This is a genomic window from Asprobacillus argus, assembly GCF_032248395.1.
Classification (GTDB): Bacteria; Bacteroidota; Bacteroidia; order Flavobacteriales; family Flavobacteriaceae; genus Polaribacter; species Polaribacter argus.
Window position 1 is genome coordinate 233,182 of sequence record NZ_JAVTTO010000005.1, and the last position, 24,645, is coordinate 257,826.

Genomic DNA, 24,645 nt, shown 5'->3' on the forward strand with positions numbered 1-24,645 from the left:
GCGAAAATACAATTTTTATTTATTCTTTGAATTAATTAATATTCTAATTATGCATGGACTTACAAGGGGTTTACAAACCAAACACATCATAAAAGACATTTGTCCAAAACAGCGCTAACACGATATAATTCGCTATCAGTTAAATTTGAAGAGGACGGTAAGCAAAATCCTCTTTTAAACAAATCATCGGCGAATCCATTTCCATAGTAAATGGGATCTTCTAAAAATGGTTGTTTGTGCAAAGGGAACCATAAATTTCTATACTCTATGTTTTCCAATTGGAACAGTTCAATAATATTGGATTTTACTCTTTCAAAATCTTTTCCGACTATTGTCACGCAACTTAACCAAAAGTTTGAAAAAAAGTCATTTCCAGTCTCTTGTTGCAGTTTAAACACATCTTTGTTTAAAGTTTTTTGATAATAAGTATTGTTCTTTCTTCTTTGCTCCACCCTTTTTTCAAGGGTGCGAAACTGCGCAACCCCCATAGCCCCAAGAATATTACTCATTCTGTAGTTATATCCTATATCAACATGCTTATTGGAATTATCCAAATCTTTTGCTTGAGATGCATACATAATGGCATTTTTTTGTTCTCTTTCATTATTACAAATCAGCATGCCTCCTGAAGACGTTGTTATTATCTTATTCCCGTTAAAAGAATAAATACCCAAATGACCTAGCGTTCCACACTTTTGTTTCTTGTATGATGAACCCAGTGCTTCAGCAGCATCCTCTATAACAGGTATATTATACCTTTTTGAAATCTCTAAAAGTTTGTTCCATTTAGCGGGCATTCCATATGAGTCTACAACGACAATTGCTTTAGGTCTTTTCCCTTTCTTAATCCTATCAATTAAAGCTTCTTCAAGAAAATCAGGGCACATGTTCCATGTGTCTTCTTCACTATCTATAAATACAGGAACCGCCTTAAGGTATAAAATTGGATTCACAGTAGCGGCAAATGAAGAAGTTTGACACAATACCTCATCTCCCTCCGAAACTCCTATTAAAATTAAGGCCATATGCAATGCCGACGTTCCTGAATTCAGTGCTACTGTTCGCTTGTTAGCTCCGATGTATTTTTCCATCAAAGATTCAAACTCATCAATAAAATGCCCCTTAGTGGTAATCCAATTGGTAGTAATCGCTTTTTTGATGTACAATTCTTCTTCCCCATTCATATGAGGCTTACTTATATAAATCCTATCCTCCATAAAAAATAGTTTTAAGCATATACCCAATATCTTTTCCTAAACTATACTCTCTAATATATCTCTTATTTATCTCCACCTTTTTTTTCCATAAGAATGCCTGATCTATATGTAACGAGGCGTCCTTTAACATATTTTCTTCATTTCTGTATTCTAATGATGCTGGGCCAGTTATTCCAGGTTTAACAGATAAAATTATACGATCCTCTCCTTTCAATTTATCAGCATATCCTTTAATATCTGGTCTAGGCCCCACAAAGCTCATATCTCCTCTAAGAACATTAAGCAGTTGTGGTAATTCATCCAGTTTACGTTTACGTAAAAATGTGCCAACGGTACTGGCTTTACCACCCTTGATAGTAAAAGTTCTTAATTTAAAAATATTAAAGGGTTTTGAATGTATTCCGATTCGTTCCTGAACAAAAATCCCAGAAGATCTTGTATCTATGGCTGCAATAATTACTAACACAAGGATCGGTATGATTAATAAAAAAATGAGCAATAGACTTAAGAAAAAATCTAGTACTCTTTTAATAATTTTCTGGTTTTTAGACAAAGGAATATATTAATTACTTCTAGCTCCCTTTATAAAAACATTCTTAAGTGATAAGTATAAATATCTCAAATCAGTCTTTACCGGAGATTTTTGATATGCCTTTAAATAACGCATCTCAGAATCCATTATTTCATCCATAGTTTTTGGAAGGTCCGCGTAAAACGGTGGAATAAACCCAGGTTTCACCTTTACTCTTTCTTCCTGTAATTCTGTAGAATAAAGACCAAAAAAGTGAGGACTTAATGGTCGCACTCCGACAAGTTTCATATCTCCTTTTAAGATATTTACTATCATTGGAATCTCATCAATCCAAAACTTCCTAAAAATTCTTCCTTCAGGAGAAATTCTAAAGTCATCCTTTATTTTACCCCCTTCTTGAAGCTTGTTTTTACTGTAAATATACTCCTGTAAATACTCCGAAAAAGGATGCATTGTTCGAAGTTTGTAAACATTAAATCTTTTATTATTCTTTCCTATTCTATTCAGTCTAATAATTGGCCCGTATGAAGGATCATTATCAAATACTGGTTCCTCAACCTTCTTTGCAATAAAATATTGTGAATTCTCAATAGTTTTTTCGTCAACAATTTCAAAACCACAAGAATATAACCTTCCATAAGTCTCAGCTCTAGATAATACCCTACCCTTTCCCTTGGTCAAGTAAAAGTATATTTTTTTCGTCAAGCCTAGTTTGGGGAATACTCTTGTAAAAAGCGTATCAAAAAAGTATATAAAATAATTAATAACGGGCGGATACTTCTCCAATAAAGCTCTTCTTCTGTTCGGATACGTTTCTACAGTACCAAAAAACAATCCTGAATTAGGCAATCTAGAATTAATAGATTCGAAAAACTTATTTATATATCTAGCATCGTTAATTTTCTTCAAATTAATTATGTTAGAGACACTATTCTCTTCCAATTTATCTATATTAAATCTAGTTGCAGTAGATGTAATAAAAGTTTGCTTTTGAGCTATATCAAAATTCTTATTGATAAATGCTAAAACTTCCTTATTATTAATTTCATTCAAGATAAGCTTCTCAATTTCCTTCTTATCACTGGGGTGTGACCTGAGAACTTTGAGTAAAGGCTCTTCCTTTTTCTTTACATACGGGAGTTTGGTAAGTAGTTTTTTCTCCATTTTTTTTCTTTGTTTCTTGCAATTCAATCATAACTTTGAAACAAATATATTAAAAATTACTAAAGGAAGTACGATTTTACTTTTACTTAAAGATATTAAATAGTTCAATTAACCTAAACTTATAAGATGTATAACCTCCAAGTTTTCAATCAAATAAATAGAAAATACCAAGTGACAATCCTGGTAAAATATCACTATTACCTTGATAAATATCCCACCCTGATATAGCAGAAAGATCTATTGTCAGATTAAAGTTCTTAGTTACGGAAATACTATTTATCAATCCTAAAACAGAATAGATATTGGAGCGGTCGTAATCATGATTGTAAAAATAGCCTCCTCCGATATGCCCTATTAATTTATATTTTCTTTCTTTCTTTGTTTTGGAAAATAAATTCCTTATATCGATAAGAGCTTCTCCAAAATAAAAATCATAATATCGCCTTCTTTCGTGGCTTATTGTGTTGAAATATCTTCCTTGGTAACCTACTCTTGCTCCAAAAGTAGGACTGATCCACCTTCCAAAAGACACCCTCTGAAGTGCCGAATAATTTGAGTCCACAAAATCTTCGCTTTTAATTCCCGACATTTGTATTCCTAGATCAATACTAGCAAACCATCGGGCATTAAACTTCTCAACATCAATCTCCTGAGAGTTTACGATAGCAATACTTCCTAGAAAAAGAAATAATAAAAAGCGCTTCAATATAAAGGGTTTCATCTAAATTATTATTAAAATAGTCTTTTCATTTTATTTACTTCTGAAATTGTATCTCTAAAATCTAGGCCTATAATTTCTAAATACCACTTAAGCGAATTGTATCTAGGCCTATTCTCTTCATAGACCAAATTCAATGCATCTTCTCTTGTTAACATACCCTCTCTAACCTGATTACTTCTAAAGGTATCATTTTCACTAAAACCAGCGACCAATGTATATACGTAATTATAAAAGCTTGCTGTACCATCACCTATTCTCCATGTTGAGTTTGTATCAATAGAAGTTTCCCATTTGTAATCGTTGATAATAATATCTTCTATCGTTTTTTCGTCCCATTGCATATAATCAAACAAATGGTAATAGTCTTTCTTAGGAGCAACATAGCGAGAGGCAAACGACCCTAAGGAGTCCAACATGGACTGATTAAAATACCCTGGGCTCTTAATTAGATTTTTCCCGACAAATCCAAACAGTTTTAGCTGATTTTTTACTGATAATGAATAGATTTTGTCTTTCTCAAATTGAGGTGCCAATCCTCCAAATCCAGTTTTAAAGTCTGTATTTTCTAAATGATTAATCCCCCAAATATTCAATTTTATTCCGGTTTGCTTCTTTACTTTATCTGCATAATAAAAGAAGAACTTATCTCCCGCCATAAATAGTGGAATCATTCCAAGATCCGGTTTCTTTAACCAAGCTTTTATGTTCTTTCTAATATTGGCTCTTTTCCAATGTATATCTGCGGCCACAATAATATTCTCTACTCCCAATTCTCCACAAATTCTGGCAATATTTCTCCTTGCTAGATCAGTTACCATTCCCCAGTCATACGTAAATGCAATAGGATTCAAGCCAAGCTCTTTTTTAATAATATGCATTACATACATACTATCTCTACCACCGCTAAATGGCACCAGACAATCTGGCGAACCATCTTTACTTCTATAAGGTTCTACCAAAGCTTTCAATTCATCTAATGGCCTTGCTTGGTTCTTTTTCTTATAATTCTTACAATAGTTACATTCTCCTTTTTCGTCAAACTCTATAAACGGAAATGTTTCCGGCAATATGCAGGTTGTGCATCTTTTCAATTTCTTGATCTCATCCATTGGATAAATAAGCATTTCCTGGTCTTTTGCTGCTTCAGAGCTTAAATGAATGCTATTGAGATCTAAAACCGTAGATATTTGCTTCTTTCGAGACTTTTCGCCATGAACATGTATACTCCTCTTATTGCCCAAGTATTCTGTATCTCCTTTACTATCATTAATTTCAGAAAAGAGCTTCTTTTCAAACTTGAACGAGTTTAGGTCAACAGTAAAAATTTGATTTGCTTTAAGTTGAAATAATTCAAATTCTCCTATCTTACTTTCAATCTGTAGTTTTTTCAACAACCCATTAAGCATTGCTCTTTCCGAAGCGAAAAACACAATATCTTTATTATTATGAAGCACATATAAGGAGCCATTGTTTGTTGTTAAAACAAACTTTTCTATATCAGCAAAGGTCATGGCTAAAGAAGCTGTTCCGAACACCTTATTTACCGTTTTACAAACAGAGCTTTCTAGCGAAAATCCCTTGTTCAATTCGTTTCTGATTAATGATGGCAATACCTCTGTATCAATTTCATCTGCTCTAACTAATTCTGGATGTTCTTCCCACAACTCATCAACATTGACTACAATTCCATTATGAATACAAATAATATCATTTTTTATAACAGGTTGATTATTGGCATCCTCCAATTGAGTTCCATTGGTAACTAATCTAGCATGACCAAAAGCCAATTTATAATTGTCATTGTTCTTCTTACTGAATATATTCTTAAGGTTTTCCTCTACTCTATCTCTTTTAAGAAGTTCATTAGCAGGAATTGGGCCTTTCACTATTTCAAAACTATTTTTATCGTGATTTATAGTACATAAACCTGATGAATCTTTGCCTCGTGTTTCTGAAAGTTTTGCTAAAGCCTTTAAAGATTTAGTTAAAAATCTATTATCGTAGTGAGATTCTTTCTTAGTTATTACTCCAAATATTCCACACATATTAATACTACTAGTTAGTTCGAAAATAGTTTTGCGCAAATAAACTCAGCCGCCCTTCCTTTTCCAAAAATCGAAGGAAATTTTACTTTCTTATCTGCCGCAAAGGTATTATAAGTTTCTAGAATCTTATCATAATTTGCCGAAACTAATTTTGCCATACCAGTTTCTAAAATTTCTATCCATTCTGTTTCTGGTCTAAGAATAACACAAGGCTTATTAAAAAAATAAGCTTCCTTCTGTACTCCACCAGAATCAGTGATTACCATCTTAGCATTTTTCTCGAGGGCAATCATGTCTAAAAATGAAACCGGAGGTATCAATAGCAGCCCTTCATGCTCAATCACTTTTTTACAAAAATCCTCATCGGCTAATTCTTGTAATTTATTCTTAGTTCTTGGATGTAAAGGCAATACTACTTTCCTTTCCTTCGCTATTTCCATTAAGGCTTTAAATATAGCGGTAAGACTCTCTTCATGATCAGTATTGTGATCTCTGTGAATTGTAGCCAATACAAATGCATCAGAAACAAGATTATGATCTTCTAAAATAGTAGATCTGCTACTGGCCATCTGGGCAAAGTGCAAAGAGTTGTCATACATTATATCTCCGCAATGAAAAATTCCTGGATTATCTGGAGTAAAGGTTTTTTCATTCTCCTCACTAAAACCCTCTCTTACAAGATTATCATAGCCTGTTCTCGTTGGAGAAAACAAAAATGTGGAAAGATGGTCACAAACTATTCGGTTTATCTCTTCTGGCATTCTTCGGTTAAATGACCTAAGACCTGCTTCAATATGCACAATAGGAATATTTAATTTAGATGCGGCTGTTGCACCAGCTAAGGTAGAATTAGTATCTCCATATAGTAAAACATAGTCAGGCTGTTCTTTTAGAACTATTTCTTCAATACCTTCAATCATTCTTGCTGTTTGTACTCCATGGGAGCCAGATCCTACATTGAGATTATAGTCCGGTCTTGGAATATTCAACTCGGTAAAAAATACCTCAGACATATTGGAATCATAGTGTTGCCCGGTATGAACTATAATTTCTTTAATTCTATCTACATAATTGTTCGCGATTTCCCTGCTAATCGCAGCAGCTTTAATAATTTGTGGCCTAGCACCTATAATAGTCACTACTTTCATATTCTCTTTCTTTTTGTAATAGTCTATAAGAACTCTATTTAAAGATTTTATATTTTACAATAATTCGTTTAACAACATTCTTAGATTTGATCAGGATTTTATTGAAAAAATACTTTACGCCAGGATCGAAAAAAGTATCGGGATGCGCATTGATCATTATCTTATTTGGTAATTTGTTAGTCTGGAGCATTTCCATTAAATGTGCAGTACCTTCAATAGGAATATCAAACTTTGTTTTAACCTTATCTCGCACACTAACACTAGTATTGTTCCATCCCCAACCGTTATCAGAAATATAGAAAACTTCATCATAATCTATATCAAAGCTGGTCGCTCCTATAATTCCAAAATCTTTATAATCATACTTTTCCCAAATCTTTTTGTTATCCCATTTGGACATTGGGCTTCCATGCATACAAATAGTTTCTGCTTTGGCAAATTTCCTTATCATCTTCAAGCCGTTCTCAAAGTGTTTTATGGCTTTGTCATAATTCCCTTTCACCAATGTAAGATCTTCATAATGATATGCCACTTCATGACCTAAATCATGTACCTCTTGTATTACATCTTCCTTATATACTGATGAAATAATTCTAAAATAATACGTAGATTTTACCCCTATTTCATGTTCCATTCTAGCCATTTTAAGCGTGTTAGATGGATATCTATCTACGTCATGTCTAAGAATTAAAACCTTGTCAGGTACATTTTCATTGGTTAGATAATCATGTACTGTGGTAATGGCATATCCATTACTTAAAAAAGTCTGTAACAACTCAATAAAAGAATCATAACTAAATTCCTTACTTTTCATAATTATCCAATATTTTGTACATTATATTCATTAGCTCTTCTTGAGCGATTTTGCTTCTATCTACTTGGTTTGATTTTTCACTTGCATTCTGTACATAATCATAAATCTCCTCAACATCCCTAGATTTGAACTCCCAACCTTTATCCTGCATTATCTTATCAACTGTCAAAAAAACCTTTCCTGGGAAAAAACTAACTGATGGTTTTCCTAAAAGTGCAGCTTCCCTTGCAAAAGTCCCCGCCCCCGTTAACATGGCATCTGTATAATTACAAACATCTAGGCCATTTAATGGTTTTTCGGGAATAAAAATATTATCATACCCATCTGCATAACTCTTTTCTTCAGGATATCTTGGAAGAAAAAGAATATTATATCCTTTAAATTTTTCAAATAAATCAATTACAATGGTTTCTGAATCTAAAGGTACATATGATGCTTTTAAATTTTCAGGACGTATCGTGATAAAATCTTTAAATGGTAAGATATCTAGGAAGTTAGGATCAGGCACATAATCCGCTATATAAATATCTTCTTTGAAGCCATCAAACTTATTAATTTGACTCGTCTTTATTCTATATTTTTCTTCTAACTTACTAGAGTCAAAATAAGATGGAAAAATAAAATCAGTGCCAAATTTATACGCCGGCACCTTAAAAGAAATATCATTATCGCTAAAAACTATCGCAGGTTTTCTTCTTAATTTGCTTATGGTGGCTGTAGTGTTACCACCTAAAGAAAAACTTATATCGAATTTGGGGACCTTAATAAGTAGTGTTATGATTCTAGAAACTAGACCTATTACTTTTTTTATCCTATTTTTCCCTTTATGAGTACCAATAACCATCGTTTCTATGCCATAATGTTTCAACATAGGGACAGTCTCAAAAACATCTCTGGAAGTCAATATTAGTTCGTGGTCCTTTTCAAGTCTTTTTATGATCGGTAACAATACATTTACATGCGGTGTATTGTCAAAATCAATCCAGATCTTCATGTGCTTCTTCTTTTTTAAAATACTTTATGACCTTGGCTGGTGTTCCTACGGCTACGCAATAGGGAGGTATATCTTTTGTTACTACAGAACCTGCGCCAACAACAGCTCCTTCTCCAACAGTAACACCTGGCATTATTATGGCTCCTATACCTATATGAGCCCCATCCTTTATTTCTACTTTACCAGATTTAAACGGACAGTCCATAGCATACATTCCTGGTTTATACTTGGATAAATCTCTTTGATGTGTAAGAATCATAACCCCTTGAGTAATGGCCACTCCCTTACCTATAGTTACTAATGATGGCTCAGTGTCATCAATAACAACGTATCTCGAAATATGTCCTTTTTTTCCAACCTTAACACCTCGTAGTTTGTGAAGAAATACCGTAATGTGGTAAGGAAAAGTAAAAAATGCAATATTCTGCAGTGTTTTACTCCAGATCCCGAAAAGGATTGATTTAAGTGTTCTTTTATGTACTATCGACATCTTTTATTTTCTTTTTTTTATCAATTTAGCAGGTACGCCGCCATATACTCCATACTCTTCAGTATCTTTCGTGACAACGGCGCTAGATGCAATAATACAACCTTTTTTTATATGAACACCTGGCATTACAACAACTCTCGCTCCAATCCAAACATCATCTTCTATGATAGATTGTTGCATCACCTCTGTACCTTGTCTTTCCATGGGAATATCGGTAGAGTCATGTCTATGCGACATTCCTAAAAAAATGGTCTCTCTAGCCACCATTACATGATTTCCAATCTTAACATTGCTTAACCTCGTTTGCTCATTAATCCGGCAGAAATTACCAATTTCAATGTTCTTGCCACTTCCTATATATACATTTCTCATAACGCGACAATTATTACCGATTCGAATTACTCTTCTCAGCGTAAAAACTCTAAATCTATTGAAGAATTTACCCATTGGAAAAGAAATGTTAGGCAATTTACTAGCGATTGCATAGTATATCATGAGAAACAGTTTTTTCATAATAAGGTGTTCTTTTGGTTCCAATTATAAAAATTAATCCATTTCCAGATTTCGTTTCCAACATTAATCTCTCCCTTTAAATGTCTGTTATACTGTTCTTCAGCAATCTTGTAGTTGATCATATCAGAGTTAACTATCATATTTGAATTCAATATATCTTTGACATAAGATACAAATCTCTCTTCTCTAAACCAATTATCTGCTGGAGTGGCAAATCCTATTTTCTCTCTACGGTCAATAATACTTTTAGGAATTATAGATGAAAATTGTTCTCGCAATACAGCTTTGGTAATTCCTTTGTTCAATTTTGATGAGTTCTTCATCCCAATAGCACCTTCTACTACTCGATGATCTAAAAACGGAACTCTTGACTCTAAAGAAAATCGCATTGAGTTCGTATCTTCCCATTTTAATAAATGTTCTAGTTTATATTCAAAATGATTTATTAAGGAGTCAATTAAACTATTAGAGCCATACATTAAATCATTAAACGAAGATTCGTTTCGAAGGCTTTCTTCAAAACCACTTCTTAAATACCCTTTCTTACTTTGCATCGCCTTTCTTCTTAACGAGCTTGGTAGCATAAAGTACACAAAGTACTTAAGATGATTATTTGTCTTGTGATATTTCTTATAGATGGCAGATTCCTTTATGAATGTCAACCATTTTATGTTTCTAAATAATTCTTTAAGGTAAAATCCATAGAAGTAATCATATCCTGCCAAATACTCGTCTGCTCCTTGTCCATCTAATAAAACAGTAACTTTTCCTTGTACCGATTGCATCACTTTATACTGTGCATATATCGCTGGCGTGGAAAAAGGCTCTGAATGTGAATGGATTAAATCTTCCAAGTCATCCATAAAACTGTTAGCATCGGGAAACACAAAATTCATATTCTTTAATCTTCCCTGAAACTCATCTATGAATGGTTTCTCATTTTCCCTAGAAGTTGTATTATATACGGAGGAAAACGTATGAACATCTGAAATTCCAAATTCCTTATCCAATATAGAAACTAATGCAGATGAATCCAGTCCTCCACTTAGGCAAGCTCCTACAGGAACGTCACTTCGAAGTCTTAAAGAGACTGATGAGACTAGCATATCTCTAAACTCTTCCCCATTACTAAACGGTTTGTCAATATTATCTCTTAAGTTATACCATCTTTCAACGACTAGTCTACCGTTACTAAACTTAAAAGTATGACCATGAGGAACCTTCTTTATATTATTAAAAAAAGTGGTATCATCGTAATCAGTTCTATTGTATACAAAGTAATTATATATCGCGTTATCGTTAATCTTAGACTTCGCTACGTTTGGAAACTCTAATAAAGAATCTATCTCGGAAGCAAACGCAACTTTCTCACTATCTTCGAGATAATATAAAGGCTTAATACCAAAACGATCTCTAGCTCCAAACACATCGCCTGTTTCGTTATCTAAAATTGCAAAAGCAAACATTCCATTTAGCTTGTCCAGAAAGCTTTCACCGTACTCCGTATACAACGCCAATAAAACCTCTGTATCTGAATTAGAATTAAAAACATGTCCTTTTTTTAATAGTTCTTGCCTTAATTCAATATAATTATAAATCTCGCCATTAAAAACTATGGTAAATCTACCATGGACACTTGTCATTGGTTGATGTCCCGCTTTAGAAAGGTCAAGTATTGCAAGTCTAACAAAGCCCAATCCAACATTGTTAACACAATGAATCCCATTATCATCTGGTCCTCGATGATTCATTTTTCTTACAGTAGGCTTCAATAACTCTTCTGTAACTTTTGCTGAACTGTCCTTATATATTATTCCACAAATACCACACATATCACGTTTTGAGTATGCTTTTATAAATATTAATTATTCTTTTCGCAATGATATCTCTATCTAAATCTAATACTTTACTCCTACCATCTGTTCTTTTACCAAATGATAGTGCTTCTTCTATTTTTCTTGCAATTTTAACCTCATCTCTTTCAATAATATAACAACCTTTTGTATTGTCAATAACATCTTCTACATCACCCACATTAACAGTCACAATTGGAACATTACATGCCATTGCTTCTTTAATAACATTTGGGGAACCTTCCCACAAACTGGTTAGAAGAACAACATCGGCACTATTATAATAATACCCTACTTTTTCATGTGGTATGTTCTTTAAAAAGTGTAATTCATAATCAACTCCATCAATCAAATTAATTGCTTTTTCAGCCAAACAAAAATTCTTTTCTGGTCTGTCAGGATTTGAACCAAACAAAATATGTTTCTTTTCCCCACCCCATCCTGAAACAGGTATAACTTCTTCCTTTGTCATAGGAATAAATCTATTCAAATCTATCCCGTTAGGGATAACCTCTGTTTTTATGCCATAAGATTTTTTTGCTAATCCTTTCGATTTAACAATTACTCTCTTCCAAGAAAAAATATAGAATAATAGGTTTATATACTTAAAGTGTCTTTTTTCTAAAACGTCATTTCCCATGAGGGAAACGACAATATTCTTAGCCTTGCTAAGGGAAGCTAAAAAACCAGACATTGCGTAATGGGCATGTACTATATCGTAATGTTTTTCTCGAAGGACTTTATTAAGTTTCGGGATGGTTCTTAGGTATCCCTTTATTCCCTTTTCTTCTACAGCAAAAAAATCAACCTCAACACCATTTTCTCTCAAAGAGTAACCTTGATTCTTAACGGTCGATGTTATACCAGAAGTAGAAGTTCCACTACTTACGAAAAGTACTCTCATGAAAAAAACATTTCTTTTTGTTTACCAAGCTTCCTAATAACAAGAAATACAAAACATTCATAATATTAGAATGGACAAAAGTTTTAGTGTATAATAAATAATCGTAAGCTATCAATAAGGTGACTACAATAATTGCTAACCAAAGTACTCCTTGAATACTCTTTTTTCGCTTTTCTATCTTAAGCCTTCTTCTTGCCAAAAACAGCATACTTAAATAATAAAACAACAGAAAAAATGCCCCAACATAGCCTATTGACGGCAAATATACCATAATTCCTGTAAAATGACTCATTAAATATACTCCGTATCTGTACGTAATATCATCATCGTTAGATCTATCCACAAAAATGTCAGGTCCATCGCCTATTAAGTTAGTTTTTAAGCTTTTGGTCTTAAAACTTGCAATCATAGCTTCTCCTCCTCCTACTCTACCTACACCATAATCTATATCATCGAACCTACTACCCGTATTATAACTTGTCGCATAATCCATAATATGCTGCAAATCAAATCTTCCCCAAAATTTATAGTCAGGATTCAAACTAGGTAAAGCTCTTCCTCCTAAATAAACCAACAAGGGCCCAGATAAAACAAGTATGATCATGGATTTAAGTATTGAGGTTACCTTTCTGTTCGAATAGTTAAACTGATATAAAAGGTGAATGCCGAAAAGAACAACCGGAAGAATAAACCAAAAAGCTCTTTTATCTCCAACGAAAGCCATAAAAACATATCCCAATATTAGCGCCAAATATATTTTTTTTCTTTTGTAAAGAAACAGTGCATATAAGACTGAGATAAAAGTGAGGGGTACCATAGTGCTATAAGCTCCTCCTGAAAGGGAAAATGTACCAATATAATCTTCAGAAACACCTACTGTTAAATATTTCATGACACTGGCAATGGGTTGAATAGCAACTAGGATAAAAAGAAGTTGCGTTAACTTTTTAACTTCATCTTTTCTAAGACGAATATTTGAAATTGCCAAGAAAAACAGGTAGCCGTTCAGAGTATTTCTATAAAATGAGAAACTTTTAAAAATACTAGAAGCGTTAAAAACAGTAGATAAGAAAACTACAACAGAAAAACCGATAAAAATTACATGAACACTTCTATACGGAATATTAAAATTATTATTGTTCTTCATAAGAGCTATAGCAAATATGATATAGATAATAAGATCAATGGCACTTTTGTATAAAGTAGATGGGATTCCTACTATTGAAAAAACCCCTTGAAAGAAAAGTAATATAAGTAATGCTTTAAGTAAATTATACATCTTATTCTTTCTTAATTATATCTAAAATATATTCTGCTCTCTTATTCCAAGTATACTTGGCAAGAACTTCTTGTCGAGCTTTACTCGAAATTTGATCAGGGTTTGTATTTATTGCTTTTTGCAAACCTTCTTTCATGCTATTGTAACAATTGGTGTTAATTAATATAGAGTTGCCATCATTCAAAACCTCTTTTATGGTTGGATATGCATGGGCTATAATTAACCTTTCAGAAGCCATATACTCAAAAACTTTTAACGGAGAACAATAATTGATTGTTTTTACTTTATTAGACCAAAATGCCAAAAGTATATCCGAAGCATATAAATATAAAGGAATTTGTTTATGCTCAACAACTCCTATAAATTCTATATTACTCGCATGTAATCCTTTTGCTAGTTCTTTCAATTCTGGGATTTCTACATTTGGACCTCCAATTACTATTATGTCTACTTCAGGATAATCACTCGCTAGTTTTACAATGTTATGAATTCCTCTATCCTTATACAAACTACCTGCATACGTAACTCTTTTTCTTTTCGAATCTTTTATCTGAAGTAATTTTAAGGCTTCTTCTTTTTTAATTACATCCTTAAACATATTATCATCAATGCCATCATGATAATAGTCAAGCTTCTTGTGCTTAAAATTAAAAAATCGATCCCAATACTTATTCAGCTCTCCACTAATACTAAAAAACAACAAAAAATTATCCTTTTTTATCAGTCTCTTTAGAAAGAATTTAAAAATAATGTCTGCATATTTTCTTGAAAACAAATTGTTGTTATGTGATTCATATATGTAGTTATATCCATGTTGTTGTATTGGAAACACCAAGGTAAACTGCCTTACAAAAACCAAGCCTTCTAACTTATTCTTATTTAAGTACCTATTAAGAGCAAAGCTATATTTGATACTGGACGGTAATTTGTGATTTACATCAAAAAACTTCAATGTTACCCTAGGATCCAACTCAATAGAAGGTTCAGACTTGCTTTTAGGTAAAATCAATACAACTTTAGCTCCATTTTCAACAAATGCTTTACACATATTGAGTACTTGAATTAAATTCGCCTTTCTCGAATCTAACGAGCTTGTATGGATATATGTAATTTTATCTTTCATACTTTCTTCCAATTCTACTTTTTATCGAATCCATTCTATTCTTATCATTAAAATCTGAGACTATTTTTTCTCTAGCATTTCTTGCAAGCTCAAATCTTAATTTTTCATCAGTTAAAAGTCCAATAATTTCTTTAGCAAAAGCGTTTGAGTTTTGCTTAGCTATAATACCGTCTTTACCGTGTGCTATAATCTTCTCGACGTCTTCTACATCTGAAACAATTGCAGGCACTCCTCTTTCCATTGCTTCTAAAAGACTAAAATTTAAATATACAAGGTCCGCAGGTAATACAAATACAGAAGCCTGCTCGTAATGCTCCTTAGAATCTTTAGTCCATTCTAAGAGTGTGACGTATTTCTCATAACCCTTCTTAATTTTGGATTTGTATTTGTCAAGTTCTTTTTGAGATCTTGCTCCTATCAATACAAAATTTACATCCTTTACTTCAGCTACCACTTTAGGTATGGCATCTATAACAATATCCAATCTTCTCCAATCTTTAAAACCGTTTAAGAATAAAACTTTCTTTTCATCTCTTTCAAGATTACAGTCTAAAAAAACTTTCACTTTATTACTATCAAATACAATTTTAGATTTATCCTTTATTATGTTATTCAGAATTTCCAACATGTACGTTTCTCTATAGTATATCCATTCTACCATATTAAGTATTTTTTCTAGAAAATACTTCTTCATATTGGACATATTAGAATGATAATAATACAATTCTCCTCGTAAAACAGCAATGGTCATCGTATTATTAAATTTTAAAAGAACGGATTGATACCATTGTCTAAAACCCCTACCTTCAAAGTAAATCTCGCAATACTTTGGATTCTCTTTCAATATCAAAAACCCGAATTGCAGCAAATCGAAAACTATGTTTCTCTTTGATTTAATAATAGGGTACCCTGAATTAGGAGATTTATTCAGCTCAAAACTATAGAAGAATATGCTATATTCATTTTTCAATTGGTCTGCCCTTACAACCGTCTTTCGAATAACATGTTCCAGCCCCACAAATAAAGCAGTGTTTTTATTTGAACCCTTCTTCAACCTAATACATAACAAAATAGCTAGAAAAATTGTTGCGAAGAATGGCAGTAATAAAATGTTGAAAATCAACATCCCCCACTTAAAAACCCTTCGTTTAATTTTACTTAACATACATCCATCTTTTTAAAATTAATAACTTACGAATATATGATTCAACTTTTTGTAATGCTTTTGACTTTGAAGATAATCTCTTGAATACTTCGTCATCATTTTTATTCATAGCATTGAAATAAATATTGAACAAAAAGTACGTAACGGTAAAACATATGGCATATAAAACTAGTTTAAAAATAGAATCAATATCTCTAGCTATATAATAAAATGTTACTGTTGGTATTATAAAGACAACACTATAGTTCCAAAATCCCTTAAAATTATAAGGCAACTTAAAAGATCGGTTTAGTAGTATATAGATAAATAAGTTCCTCAAAAAATCACCAATTACTGTTGCTGTAACAACACCTATTAACCCGTAGTATTTCATACCTAGAATACCTCCAATAATACTAAAAATAATTACAGATTTTGACAATAAAGACAAATCCATGCGCTCTTTTAGCACCATTACCAAAGTGGTTGGGTACGCCAAAGAAACTATTACATTACTCAGTAACATTACTACTATCAGCATATATGCTTCTATATATTCAACTTTATATACTAGCACAATTAGTTGCTCTCCAAATACTATAAAAAGTAATAAAGGAAATGTGTAAATCGGCAAAAGTAGTTTTACAAACAAATTAAACAACACTTTAAACTCTTTATCATCTTCATTTACGTTAGTAAACTTTTGAATAAAAATCGGCCTAATTACAGATAACACTTCTTTTATAGGAAGGATTTTAAATACGTACTCGAATTGTTTAAAAGCAAATGAATAAAGTCCTAAAAAATATGTGTTTGCCATGGCTCCTATAATAAAATAATCCGAAGCTTTTCCTACAATACCAGCACCAATCTCGTTAAGTAATGAAAACAAACCATACCTTTTGATTCTATTTCGATCGAAAGCCAATCGTTTTCCAGTATGCTCTGCATTTAATTTTTTCGTGTAACTAATAAAAACGATAAACTCGCAAATAAAAATAAAGGCCAGAACAATCATTTCTATTCTAATCAAAAGCTCTACGGTCAAGACATCTAAAAAATAAATATACAGGAACGATCTTATAATGGTGGCAAACATATTTATTATAGAAGCTTTCTTATGTAACAATAATGCTTTTGTCGCTACATCTATAATGCTTTTTAAGAAATAGAGCACCACAATAAATATAAACTCTAGAAAGTAACCTTCTAACCCTTTCATATCGAATACAGATATGAACGCCTCTTTCCAAAATATAAGGAAAGCTAAAAAAACTAAAAAGACAGATAATGAAAGAAAGTAACTGTAATTGATAAGTTTTTTAATTCTAAAATGGTCTTTTGAAGCTAAGAATTCAGGTAAATACCTATTTAACACAGAATTAATCCCTCCTAAACTGAACATACTGATAATTAACACAGTGTTCATAATAAAATTAAACTCTCCATACAAAGAAACATCTAATTCTACAATCACAAAAATATTAACTATTAACGCAATGGTTTGAGTAATTATTTTAGTAAGATAGACCCAAAAAGTATTCTTTAAGAATATTTCACCATAACCTTTAGCCATCACAATTTATTTGAAAGGATGGTTAGCTAGCTCTTTTTTTGCAAAAGGATGATACTCTCCCTTTAAACCTATTGGGTTAGTATTTCGAATATTATGAACAATCTCTATGGCCTGTCTTGCTTCATTTAAACCATATCCTTTTCCATCAAGGATATCCTCATAAACTCGAGTATGCAAATCAGTAAAACCTCCGCTAAATTCTAGCTCTTCACCTTCTATAGTTATAGATCTATAAGTTCTTTGTCCCTTTTCTTTAATTGCCTCAGGTAAAACATCATAGTTAATAGACAAGAACCATCTAACCCTAGCTCTTTCAAATTCTAAGTATCCAGCTGCCCTATCATGTGTATGTACGTGTACAATATTGGCTTTTACCTTTCCAAAAATGAAGGATAACATATCATAAAAATGAACACCAATGTTCGTGGCAATGCCTCCTGATTTAGCCACATCGCCTTTCCAGGATGTATAATACCAATTTCCTCTAGAGGTTAAATACGTTAAATCAACATCAAATATTTTGTCTTTTGGCGCTGCGTCAATTTTTTTCTTTAAATCTATAATACTCTGATGTAATCTTAATTGTAAGATATTATAAACTTTCTTTCCAGATTCTGCCTCCATTTTCTGCAGGGCGTCTAAATTCCATGGATTCAAAACAAGAGGTTTTTCACAAATAGCGTCTGCTCCCCTTCTTAGCGCCATTCTTATATGAGAATCGTGCAAGTAATTTGGCGTACAAATACTTACATAATCGAGTTGAACTCCTTTGTCATATTTTAACTTCTCAATGTGTCTGTCAAAACGTTCAGTTTCAACAAAAAAATCGGCGTCTGGGAAATAACTATCCATAATACCAACACTATCAAATTTATCGAGTGCTGCTAAAAGGTTATTATCTGTATCTTTTATCGCCTTTAAATGCCTTGGAGCTATATATCCTGAAGCTCCTATTAATGCAAAGTTTTTCATATTGGTTTAATTGATTCCACAAAAATCCAAGACAATTTTGTCTTTATCGATTTCTAAATTTTTAAATTCGTCATGAGCAACTAAGAATACTATAATATCAGCTTTTTCAACTGCTTCACGATAATCATTTAACTTGAAAACGGAATGTTCTTTGATGTTAGGTTCTACAATATAGTAATTTTCATCATTTGCATCTTGCAATACTTTTTGAACTATATATTTTGCCGGAGATTCTCTAAGATCATCAATATTTGGCTTAAACGCCAACCCCATTAATGCTACACTGGGTTTAAAACCTTTTCTAAGCTGGAAATCCAATTTTGCGTTTTTCACTTTCTCGGCGCACCAAAACGATTTATAATTATTGACCTCTCTAGCTGTTCCAATAATTTTTGATTCCATCGGGTAGTCTGCCACAATGAAATATGGATCAACGGCAATACAATGTCCTCCTACTCCACAGCCTGGTTGTAAAATATTTACTCTAGGATGCTTATTCGCTAAATTAATCAATTCCCAAACATTAATATCAGCTTTATCGCAAATTAAAGATAACTCATTGGCAAAAGCAATCTGAACATCTCTAGAAGAGTTTTCAACCAACTTACACATTTCTGCTGTTCTTGCATTGGTTGCGTGCAATTCTCCTTTTACATATTTACTATAAAAATCAATCGCTTTAGTAGTAGATTCTTCATCTATACCTCCAATTACCCTATCATTATGGACTAATTCATACATAACATTTCCGGGAAGTACTCGTTCTGGGCAATATGCCATAAAGATTTGATCCTTTAAATCTGGTCTCTCCTGATAAATTAACTGTTGCATTTTTTCTGTGGTACCAATAGGAGAAGTTGATTCAATTATATAAAGATCACCCTCTTTCAACAACGGAATAATTCCCTTCGTAGCAGCCTGAACAAAGGAAATATCCGGCTCATGGTTTCCTTTAAAAGGTGTTGGCACAACGATCAGGTAAACATTGGCAGAAACTGGTTGAGTTGATGCTCTGAAATACCCTCCTTTTACAGCGTTAGCCACTACACCATCCAGTTCTGGCTCAACTATATGTATCTTTCCTTCATTAATAGTGTCCACAACCCTCTGGTTTATGTCAACACCATGAACATAGGTTTTATGTTGAGCTATCAAAGCAGAGGTAGGTAAACCAATATACCCTAAACCAATTGTAACAACTTCTGGATTCATTTACAGTTCTTTAATAAATTCTATTATTTTTTTACACGCTTTTCCATCGCCATAAGGGTTATGCAGCCTAGACATTTCATCAAATCTTTCATTATCTGAAAGTAAGTCTAGTGTTTCTTTCACAATGAGTTCTTGGTTTGTACCAACCAAGACCACCGTACCAGCATCGACGGCTTCTGGTCTCTCAGTAGTATCTCGCAATACTAATACAGGTTTCCCTAAACTTGGAGCCTCTTCTTGCACTCCTCCGCTATCAGTAATTATTAACTTGGAACGGTTCATTAACCAGATAAAATCCTGATAAGCCAATGGTTTAATCAACAATACATTTGATAAATTCTTCAATATTCGATTAACTGGCTCCTGCACTTTCGGATTTAAATGTACAGGATAAACAATTAAGCGCTCTAAATTATCTTCTGCGATCTTTTTTAAAGCACCACAAATCCTTTCAAAACCTTCACCATGATTCTCTCTTCTGTGACCCGTTACAAGAATCAACTCCCTATTTTTTAGTGTAATATTTATTTCCTTAATAAAATTGCTCGGTTCTTTATTCACCTTATCAACACTTTGTAATAAAGCGTCAATCACCGTGTTTCCTGTAACCAATATGGTATCTTCATCTATATTTTCCTTCAGCAAATTCTCTTTAGACCTTGTGGTTGGGGCAAAATGATAGTCACATATCCTACCAGCAACTTGTCTATTAATCTCTTCTGGGAATGGAGACCATTTGTTGTAGGTACGTAAACCGGCTTCTATGTGACAAACTTTAGCTCCACTATAAAAGGCTGCGATGCTCGCCGCCATGGTGGTCGTAGTATCTCCATGAACATAAACAAAATCCGGATTAAATTCCTCAAGTATAGGTTTTAAGCTAACAATTATTGTAGCAGTTAAATCATACAAGTTTTGTCCAGGTTTCATCAGATTAAGATCAAAATCTGGTTTGATTTCAAAAAAATCAAGAACTTGATCTAGCATTTCTCTATGTTGAGCTGTAACGCAAACTTTCGTTTCAAAGTCCTCAGAATGCTTTTGAAATTCCTTCACCAATGGAGCCATTTTAATAGCTTCAGGTCTTGTGCCAAAAATAATCAGGTTTTTTTTCATCTAATTCTTTCCAATTTGATAATATTCAAAACCCTTATCTTTTAATTCAAAGGAACCGTATTGATTGCGGCCGTCAAAAATTACAGGATTTAAAAGTTCTTTTTTAATCTTGTCAAAATCAGGAGATCTAAACTCTTTCCATTCGGTCAATAAAATTAAAGCTTGTACGTTGGTTAAAACTTCATATTTTGATTTACAGATCAATACATTCTCTTTATTATTGATATAAAAATTAACCGACTCTTGCGAAACTTTTGGATCATATGCTTTTATCTTTGCTCCACGAGAAATTAATTCATTAATCATAAAAATGGATGGTGCCTCCCTCATATCGTTAGTTCCTGGCTTAAACGTTAAGCCCCAAATACCAAAAACCTTTCCAGATAAGTCTTCGCCAAATCTTGATGTTATCTTTTGCAAAAAATATACTTTCTGATATTGGTTTATTCGAGAAACAGAATCTAATAATTTGGGTATATATCCGGCTTCTTTTGCAACTTTTTGAATGGCACTTATATCTTTAGGAAAACACGTACCTCCATAACCAACACCAGGATATATGAAATCATACCCAATTCTTTTATCTGAACCTATTCCTAGTCTTACTTGATTAATATCTGCATCAAGTTTTTCACATATAATAGCCATTTCATTAATAAAAGAAATTTTTGTGGCTAACATGGCATTGGCTGCATATTTTGTCATTTCAGCAGATCGAATGTCCATTTCCAAATACCTTTGATGCGTACGGAAAAATGGCGAGTATAATTCCTTCATTTTTTTTGAAGCATATTCGCTGTCCGATCCTATAATAACCCTATCAGGTTTCATGAAATCTGTGATCGCGGATCCTTCTTTTAAGAACTCAGGATTAGAAACAATATCAAAATCAACAATAGACTCTCTAAGCTTCAATTCTTTGGCCACTATCTCCTTTAAACGATATGCAGTCCCTACTGGTACAGTTGATTTATTAACGATCACCAACCTGGCAGTCATACTTTTTCCAATTTCTTTAGCTACTGAGAAAACAGATTGAAGATCAGCGGCCCCATCTTCCTTCATAGGGGTACCTACTGCTATAAAGACAATGGAAGCATCTTTAATGGATTCTTCTATAGATGTAGAAAAGTATATATTCTTTTGGCTTCTATTTTTCTTAATTATAGCCTCTAAACCAGGTTCATATATAGGGATTATTCCCTTCTTTAACTTACCTATTTTATCACTATCAACATCTACACAAACAACTGTATTCCCCATTTCAGAAAAACAAGCTCCTGAAACCAATCCAACATAACCCGTACCAATTACAACTATTTTCATTGCTAACCGCTTCCTATTATTTGTAGAGAATAATATTTATAATTGTGCATCTACACCACTATCTAAAACTCCTTTCACATCATATATGACACCATTATCAATTAGGAAGTCACACCAATCAACATTTAAAAATTCTTTATGCGCAACAGTCAGCACTATGGCATCATATTTAAACTCGGGAACTTGAGTCAACGATTCCAATTTATACTCGTGCATAACCTCATCAGGGTTAGCCCAAGGGTCGTAAATCGTTACACTGGTACCATACTCCTTTAAAGAACTTACCACATCCACCGCCTTAGTATTTCTAACATCTGGGCAATTCTCTTTAAAAGTAATTCCAAGTACCAGTATTTTGGCGTTTTTTATTCTGATATCCTTTTTTATCATCAACTTTATCACTTCAGAAGCGACGTAATCTCCCATACTATCATTCATTCTCCTCCCTGCCAAAATAATCTCAGGGTTGTATCCAAATTCCTGAGCCTTTTGTGCCAAATAATAAGGATCTACACCTATACAGTGTCCACCTACCAGGCCTGGCTTGAACGGTAAAAAATTCCATTTTGTTCCTGCCGCAGACAATACATCATGCGTATTGATATTCATCAAATTGAATATTTTAGCCAATTCATTCACGAATGCAATATTGATATCTCGTTGGGAGTTTTCAATAACTTTAGCAGCTTCAGCTACTTTAATGGTTGGAGCCAAATGCGTACCTGCTGTAATTACAGATCTGTATAGCGCATCTACTTTTTCTCCAATGTCAGGAGTGGACCCTGAGGTCACTTTTAAAATTTTCTCTACAGTATGCTCTTTGTCTCCGGGGTTTATTCTTTCTGGAGAATATCCGGCATAAAAATCTATATTGTACTCAAGGCCAGAGACCTTTTCTAAAACAGGAATACAATCCTCTTCAGTAGCACCAGGATATACAGTCGATTCGTATATCACAACATTTCCTTCTTCCAACACTTTCCCTACTGTTTCACTAGCTTTTATTAACGGAGTCAGAATAGGTCTATTATTCTTGTCCACAGGAGTTGGCACTGTAATAATATAATAGTTACAATCTTTAATATCTTCAAGTGAGGTAGAACAATACAGTCCTATTTCTTCGCTTGTATCTTCAACCAAAACAGATTGCAGCACCTCATTTTCCACCTCCAATGTACTATCTACACCAGACATAAGTTCAGAAACTCTTTCTTCATTAATGTCAAATCCTACAACCGAATACTTAGTGGCAAAAAGCCTTGCTAACGGCAATCCAACATATCCTAGTCCAATTATTGCTATTTTTTCTTTATTCATTATAATCATAAATTTTCCCAATACCATTTCACTGCTTCCTTTAGCCCTTTCTGCAATGAAAACTCGGGTTGGTAGTTTAATAATTCTTTCGCTTTGTCAATACTTGCATGAGAATGCGGAATATCCCCTGCCCTATTTGGTCCATGCTTAACTTCTATATTAGCTATGTTACCATCAAAACTAGTAAGATACTTTTTTAAATACCCAACTAAATCGTTTAGAGTATTCCTATCCCCATAAGCAACATTATATACAGTATTAACAGCCTCTTTATTTTCTGAAATAAGTGCTAGCAGGTTCGCCTGAACAACATTATCTATATAAGTAAAATCTCTAGAATAATTACCATCACCATTGATTACTGGAGACTCGCCATTCATTAATTGACTAACAAATTTAGGGATTACAGCTGCATAGGCACCATCTGGATCTTGCTTACGTCCAAAGACATTGAAATACCGCAAACCTATTGTATCTATACCATATGTTTTTGCAAACACATCAGCATACAATTCGTTTACATACTTCGTAACCGCATATGGCGATAAAGGTTTCCCTATTTTATCTTCTACTTTAGGTAGAGACTCTGAATCTCCATAAGTAGAAGAGCTTGCGGCATATACAAATCTCCTAACATTGTTTTCACTTGAAGCCTTTAGCATATTTAAAAAACCGCTCACATTGACCTCATTAGAAGTGATTGGATCTTTAATAGAGCGAGGAACTGAGCCTAAAGCTGCTTGATGTAATACATAATCAACATCGTAGGTCGCTTTTAGGCAATCTTCAATATTTCTAATATCACCAACTATTAAGTCAAAGTTTTCGTCAGGTATTAAATCAGAAATATTTTCCTTTTTCCCAGTGGCGAAATTATCGAGACAAATTACTTTGTTGCCCAAGTTTAATAATGCCTCACATAGATTAGATCCAATAAACCCCGCACCCCCGGTAACCAGAATTTTTTTCTTAGTTAAGTTTATTTTCATTTGATAAAAAGATTTATTCTTTTCAAGGCACGAAAATACAAAATTCTTAACGATAACCTTGAAAAAATAAAAAAGCTTCACAAATTTGTGAAGCTTTTTGAAAGTGGGCGCGAAGGGATTCGAACCCCTGACCCCTTGGGTGTAAACCAAGTGCTCTGAACCAACTGAGCTACGCGCCCTTGCATGATTGCGGATG

Annotated in this window: 22 protein-coding genes and 1 tRNA gene; all 23 read right to left on the minus strand. The window is 33.2% G+C overall.

All coding sequences use genetic code 11. The annotated features are described in order from the left end of the window. Positions 1–86 precede the first annotated feature (86 nt). The 23 genes from RQM59_RS13720 to RQM59_RS13830 all read right to left on the minus strand — a co-directional run bounded on the left by RQM59_RS13720 (position 87) and on the right by RQM59_RS13830 (position 24,628). Entirely contained in the window at positions 87–1,217 is a 1,131-nt protein-coding gene (locus RQM59_RS13720) for an aminotransferase class I/II-fold pyridoxal phosphate-dependent enzyme (RefSeq protein WP_349242691.1), read from the minus strand. Then, positions 1,207–1,770, minus strand: a complete 564-nt coding sequence (locus RQM59_RS13725; protein ID WP_349242692.1) for a sugar transferase — start codon at positions 1,768–1,770, stop codon at positions 1,207–1,209. The genes RQM59_RS13720 and RQM59_RS13725 overlap by 11 nt, the downstream gene beginning before the upstream one ends. Positions 1,771–1,779: 9 nt before the next feature. Further along, positions 1,780–2,913, minus strand: coding sequence for a sugar transferase (locus tag RQM59_RS13730; RefSeq protein WP_349242693.1), 1,134 nt, complete (start codon positions 2,911–2,913; stop codon positions 1,780–1,782). A gap of 145 nt (positions 2,914–3,058) precedes the next feature. Further along, positions 3,059–3,634, minus strand: coding sequence for a hypothetical protein (locus tag RQM59_RS13735; protein ID WP_349242694.1), 576 nt, complete (start codon positions 3,632–3,634; stop codon positions 3,059–3,061). 11 nt (positions 3,635–3,645) lie between these two features. Then, entirely contained in the window at positions 3,646–5,679 is a 2,034-nt protein-coding gene (locus RQM59_RS13740; RefSeq protein WP_349242695.1) for a hypothetical protein, read from the minus strand. Positions 5,680–5,693: 14 nt separating this feature from the next. Next, entirely contained in the window at positions 5,694–6,827 is a 1,134-nt protein-coding gene (gene wecB, locus RQM59_RS13745; RefSeq protein ID WP_349242696.1) for a non-hydrolyzing UDP-N-acetylglucosamine 2-epimerase, read from the minus strand. Positions 6,828–6,861: 34 nt separating this feature from the next. Next, positions 6,862–7,641: a hypothetical protein gene (locus RQM59_RS13750; RefSeq protein ID WP_349242697.1), complete on the minus strand. Its 780-nt coding sequence runs from the start codon at positions 7,639–7,641 to the stop codon at positions 6,862–6,864. Next, a complete protein-coding gene (locus RQM59_RS13755; protein WP_349242698.1) occupies positions 7,631–8,635 on the minus strand; it encodes a DUF354 domain-containing protein in 1,005 nt (334 codons plus the stop codon). The genes RQM59_RS13750 and RQM59_RS13755 overlap by 11 nt, the downstream gene beginning before the upstream one ends. Next, complete coding sequence (locus RQM59_RS13760) at positions 8,619–9,125, minus strand: acyltransferase (RefSeq protein WP_349242699.1); 507 nt, start codon at positions 9,123–9,125, stop codon at positions 8,619–8,621. The genes RQM59_RS13755 and RQM59_RS13760 overlap by 17 nt, the downstream gene beginning before the upstream one ends. 3 nt (positions 9,126–9,128) lie before the next feature. Beyond that, the gene (locus RQM59_RS13765; protein WP_349242700.1) at positions 9,129–9,638 is read right to left on the minus strand and encodes an acyltransferase; all 510 of its coding nucleotides are present in this window, start codon (positions 9,636–9,638) and stop codon (positions 9,129–9,131) included. After that, positions 9,635–11,470: an asparagine synthase (glutamine-hydrolyzing) gene (gene asnB, locus RQM59_RS13770; protein WP_349242701.1), complete on the minus strand. Its 1,836-nt coding sequence runs from the start codon at positions 11,468–11,470 to the stop codon at positions 9,635–9,637. The genes RQM59_RS13765 and asnB overlap by 4 nt, the downstream gene beginning before the upstream one ends. Before the next feature lies 1 nt (position 11,471). Beyond that, a complete protein-coding gene (locus tag RQM59_RS13775; protein ID WP_349242702.1) occupies positions 11,472–12,395 on the minus strand; it encodes a glycosyltransferase family 4 protein in 924 nt (307 codons plus the stop codon). After that, positions 12,373–13,674: a hypothetical protein gene (locus RQM59_RS13780; protein ID WP_349242703.1), complete on the minus strand. Its 1,302-nt coding sequence runs from the start codon at positions 13,672–13,674 to the stop codon at positions 12,373–12,375. Before RQM59_RS13780 ends, RQM59_RS13775 begins: the two co-directional genes overlap by 23 nt. A 1-nt stretch (position 13,675) precedes the next feature. After that, entirely contained in the window at positions 13,676–14,797 is a 1,122-nt protein-coding gene (locus RQM59_RS13785; RefSeq protein WP_349242704.1) for a glycosyltransferase family 4 protein, read from the minus strand. Next, a complete protein-coding gene (locus tag RQM59_RS13790; protein ID WP_349242705.1) occupies positions 14,787–15,962 on the minus strand; it encodes a glycosyltransferase family 4 protein in 1,176 nt (391 codons plus the stop codon). Before RQM59_RS13790 ends, RQM59_RS13785 begins: the two co-directional genes overlap by 11 nt. Further along, complete coding sequence (locus tag RQM59_RS13795; RefSeq protein ID WP_349242706.1) at positions 15,952–17,517, minus strand: lipopolysaccharide biosynthesis protein; 1,566 nt, start codon at positions 17,515–17,517, stop codon at positions 15,952–15,954. The genes RQM59_RS13790 and RQM59_RS13795 overlap by 11 nt, the downstream gene beginning before the upstream one ends. A 6-nt stretch (positions 17,518–17,523) precedes the next feature. Continuing rightward, the gene (locus RQM59_RS13800; protein ID WP_349242707.1) at positions 17,524–18,489 is read right to left on the minus strand and encodes a Gfo/Idh/MocA family protein; all 966 of its coding nucleotides are present in this window, start codon (positions 18,487–18,489) and stop codon (positions 17,524–17,526) included. Positions 18,490–18,495: 6 nt separating this feature from the next. After that, positions 18,496–19,701, minus strand: a complete 1,206-nt coding sequence (gene wecC, locus RQM59_RS13805; protein WP_349242708.1) for a UDP-N-acetyl-D-mannosamine dehydrogenase — start codon at positions 19,699–19,701, stop codon at positions 18,496–18,498. Next, the gene (wecB, locus tag RQM59_RS13810; RefSeq protein ID WP_349242709.1) at positions 19,702–20,817 is read right to left on the minus strand and encodes a non-hydrolyzing UDP-N-acetylglucosamine 2-epimerase; all 1,116 of its coding nucleotides are present in this window, start codon (positions 20,815–20,817) and stop codon (positions 19,702–19,704) included. After that, entirely contained in the window at positions 20,818–22,143 is a 1,326-nt protein-coding gene (locus RQM59_RS13815) for a UDP-glucose dehydrogenase family protein (protein WP_349242710.1), read from the minus strand. Positions 22,144–22,179: 36 nt separating this feature from the next. Then, positions 22,180–23,460, minus strand: a complete 1,281-nt coding sequence (locus tag RQM59_RS13820) for a nucleotide sugar dehydrogenase (RefSeq protein ID WP_349242711.1) — start codon at positions 23,458–23,460, stop codon at positions 22,180–22,182. 5 nt (positions 23,461–23,465) lie between these two features. Beyond that, entirely contained in the window at positions 23,466–24,449 is a 984-nt protein-coding gene (locus RQM59_RS13825) for an SDR family oxidoreductase (RefSeq protein WP_349242712.1), read from the minus strand. 104 nt (positions 24,450–24,553) lie between these two features. Next, positions 24,554–24,628: transfer RNA gene (locus tag RQM59_RS13830), tRNA-Val, on the minus strand. Between the last annotated feature and the right edge of the window lie 17 nt (positions 24,629–24,645).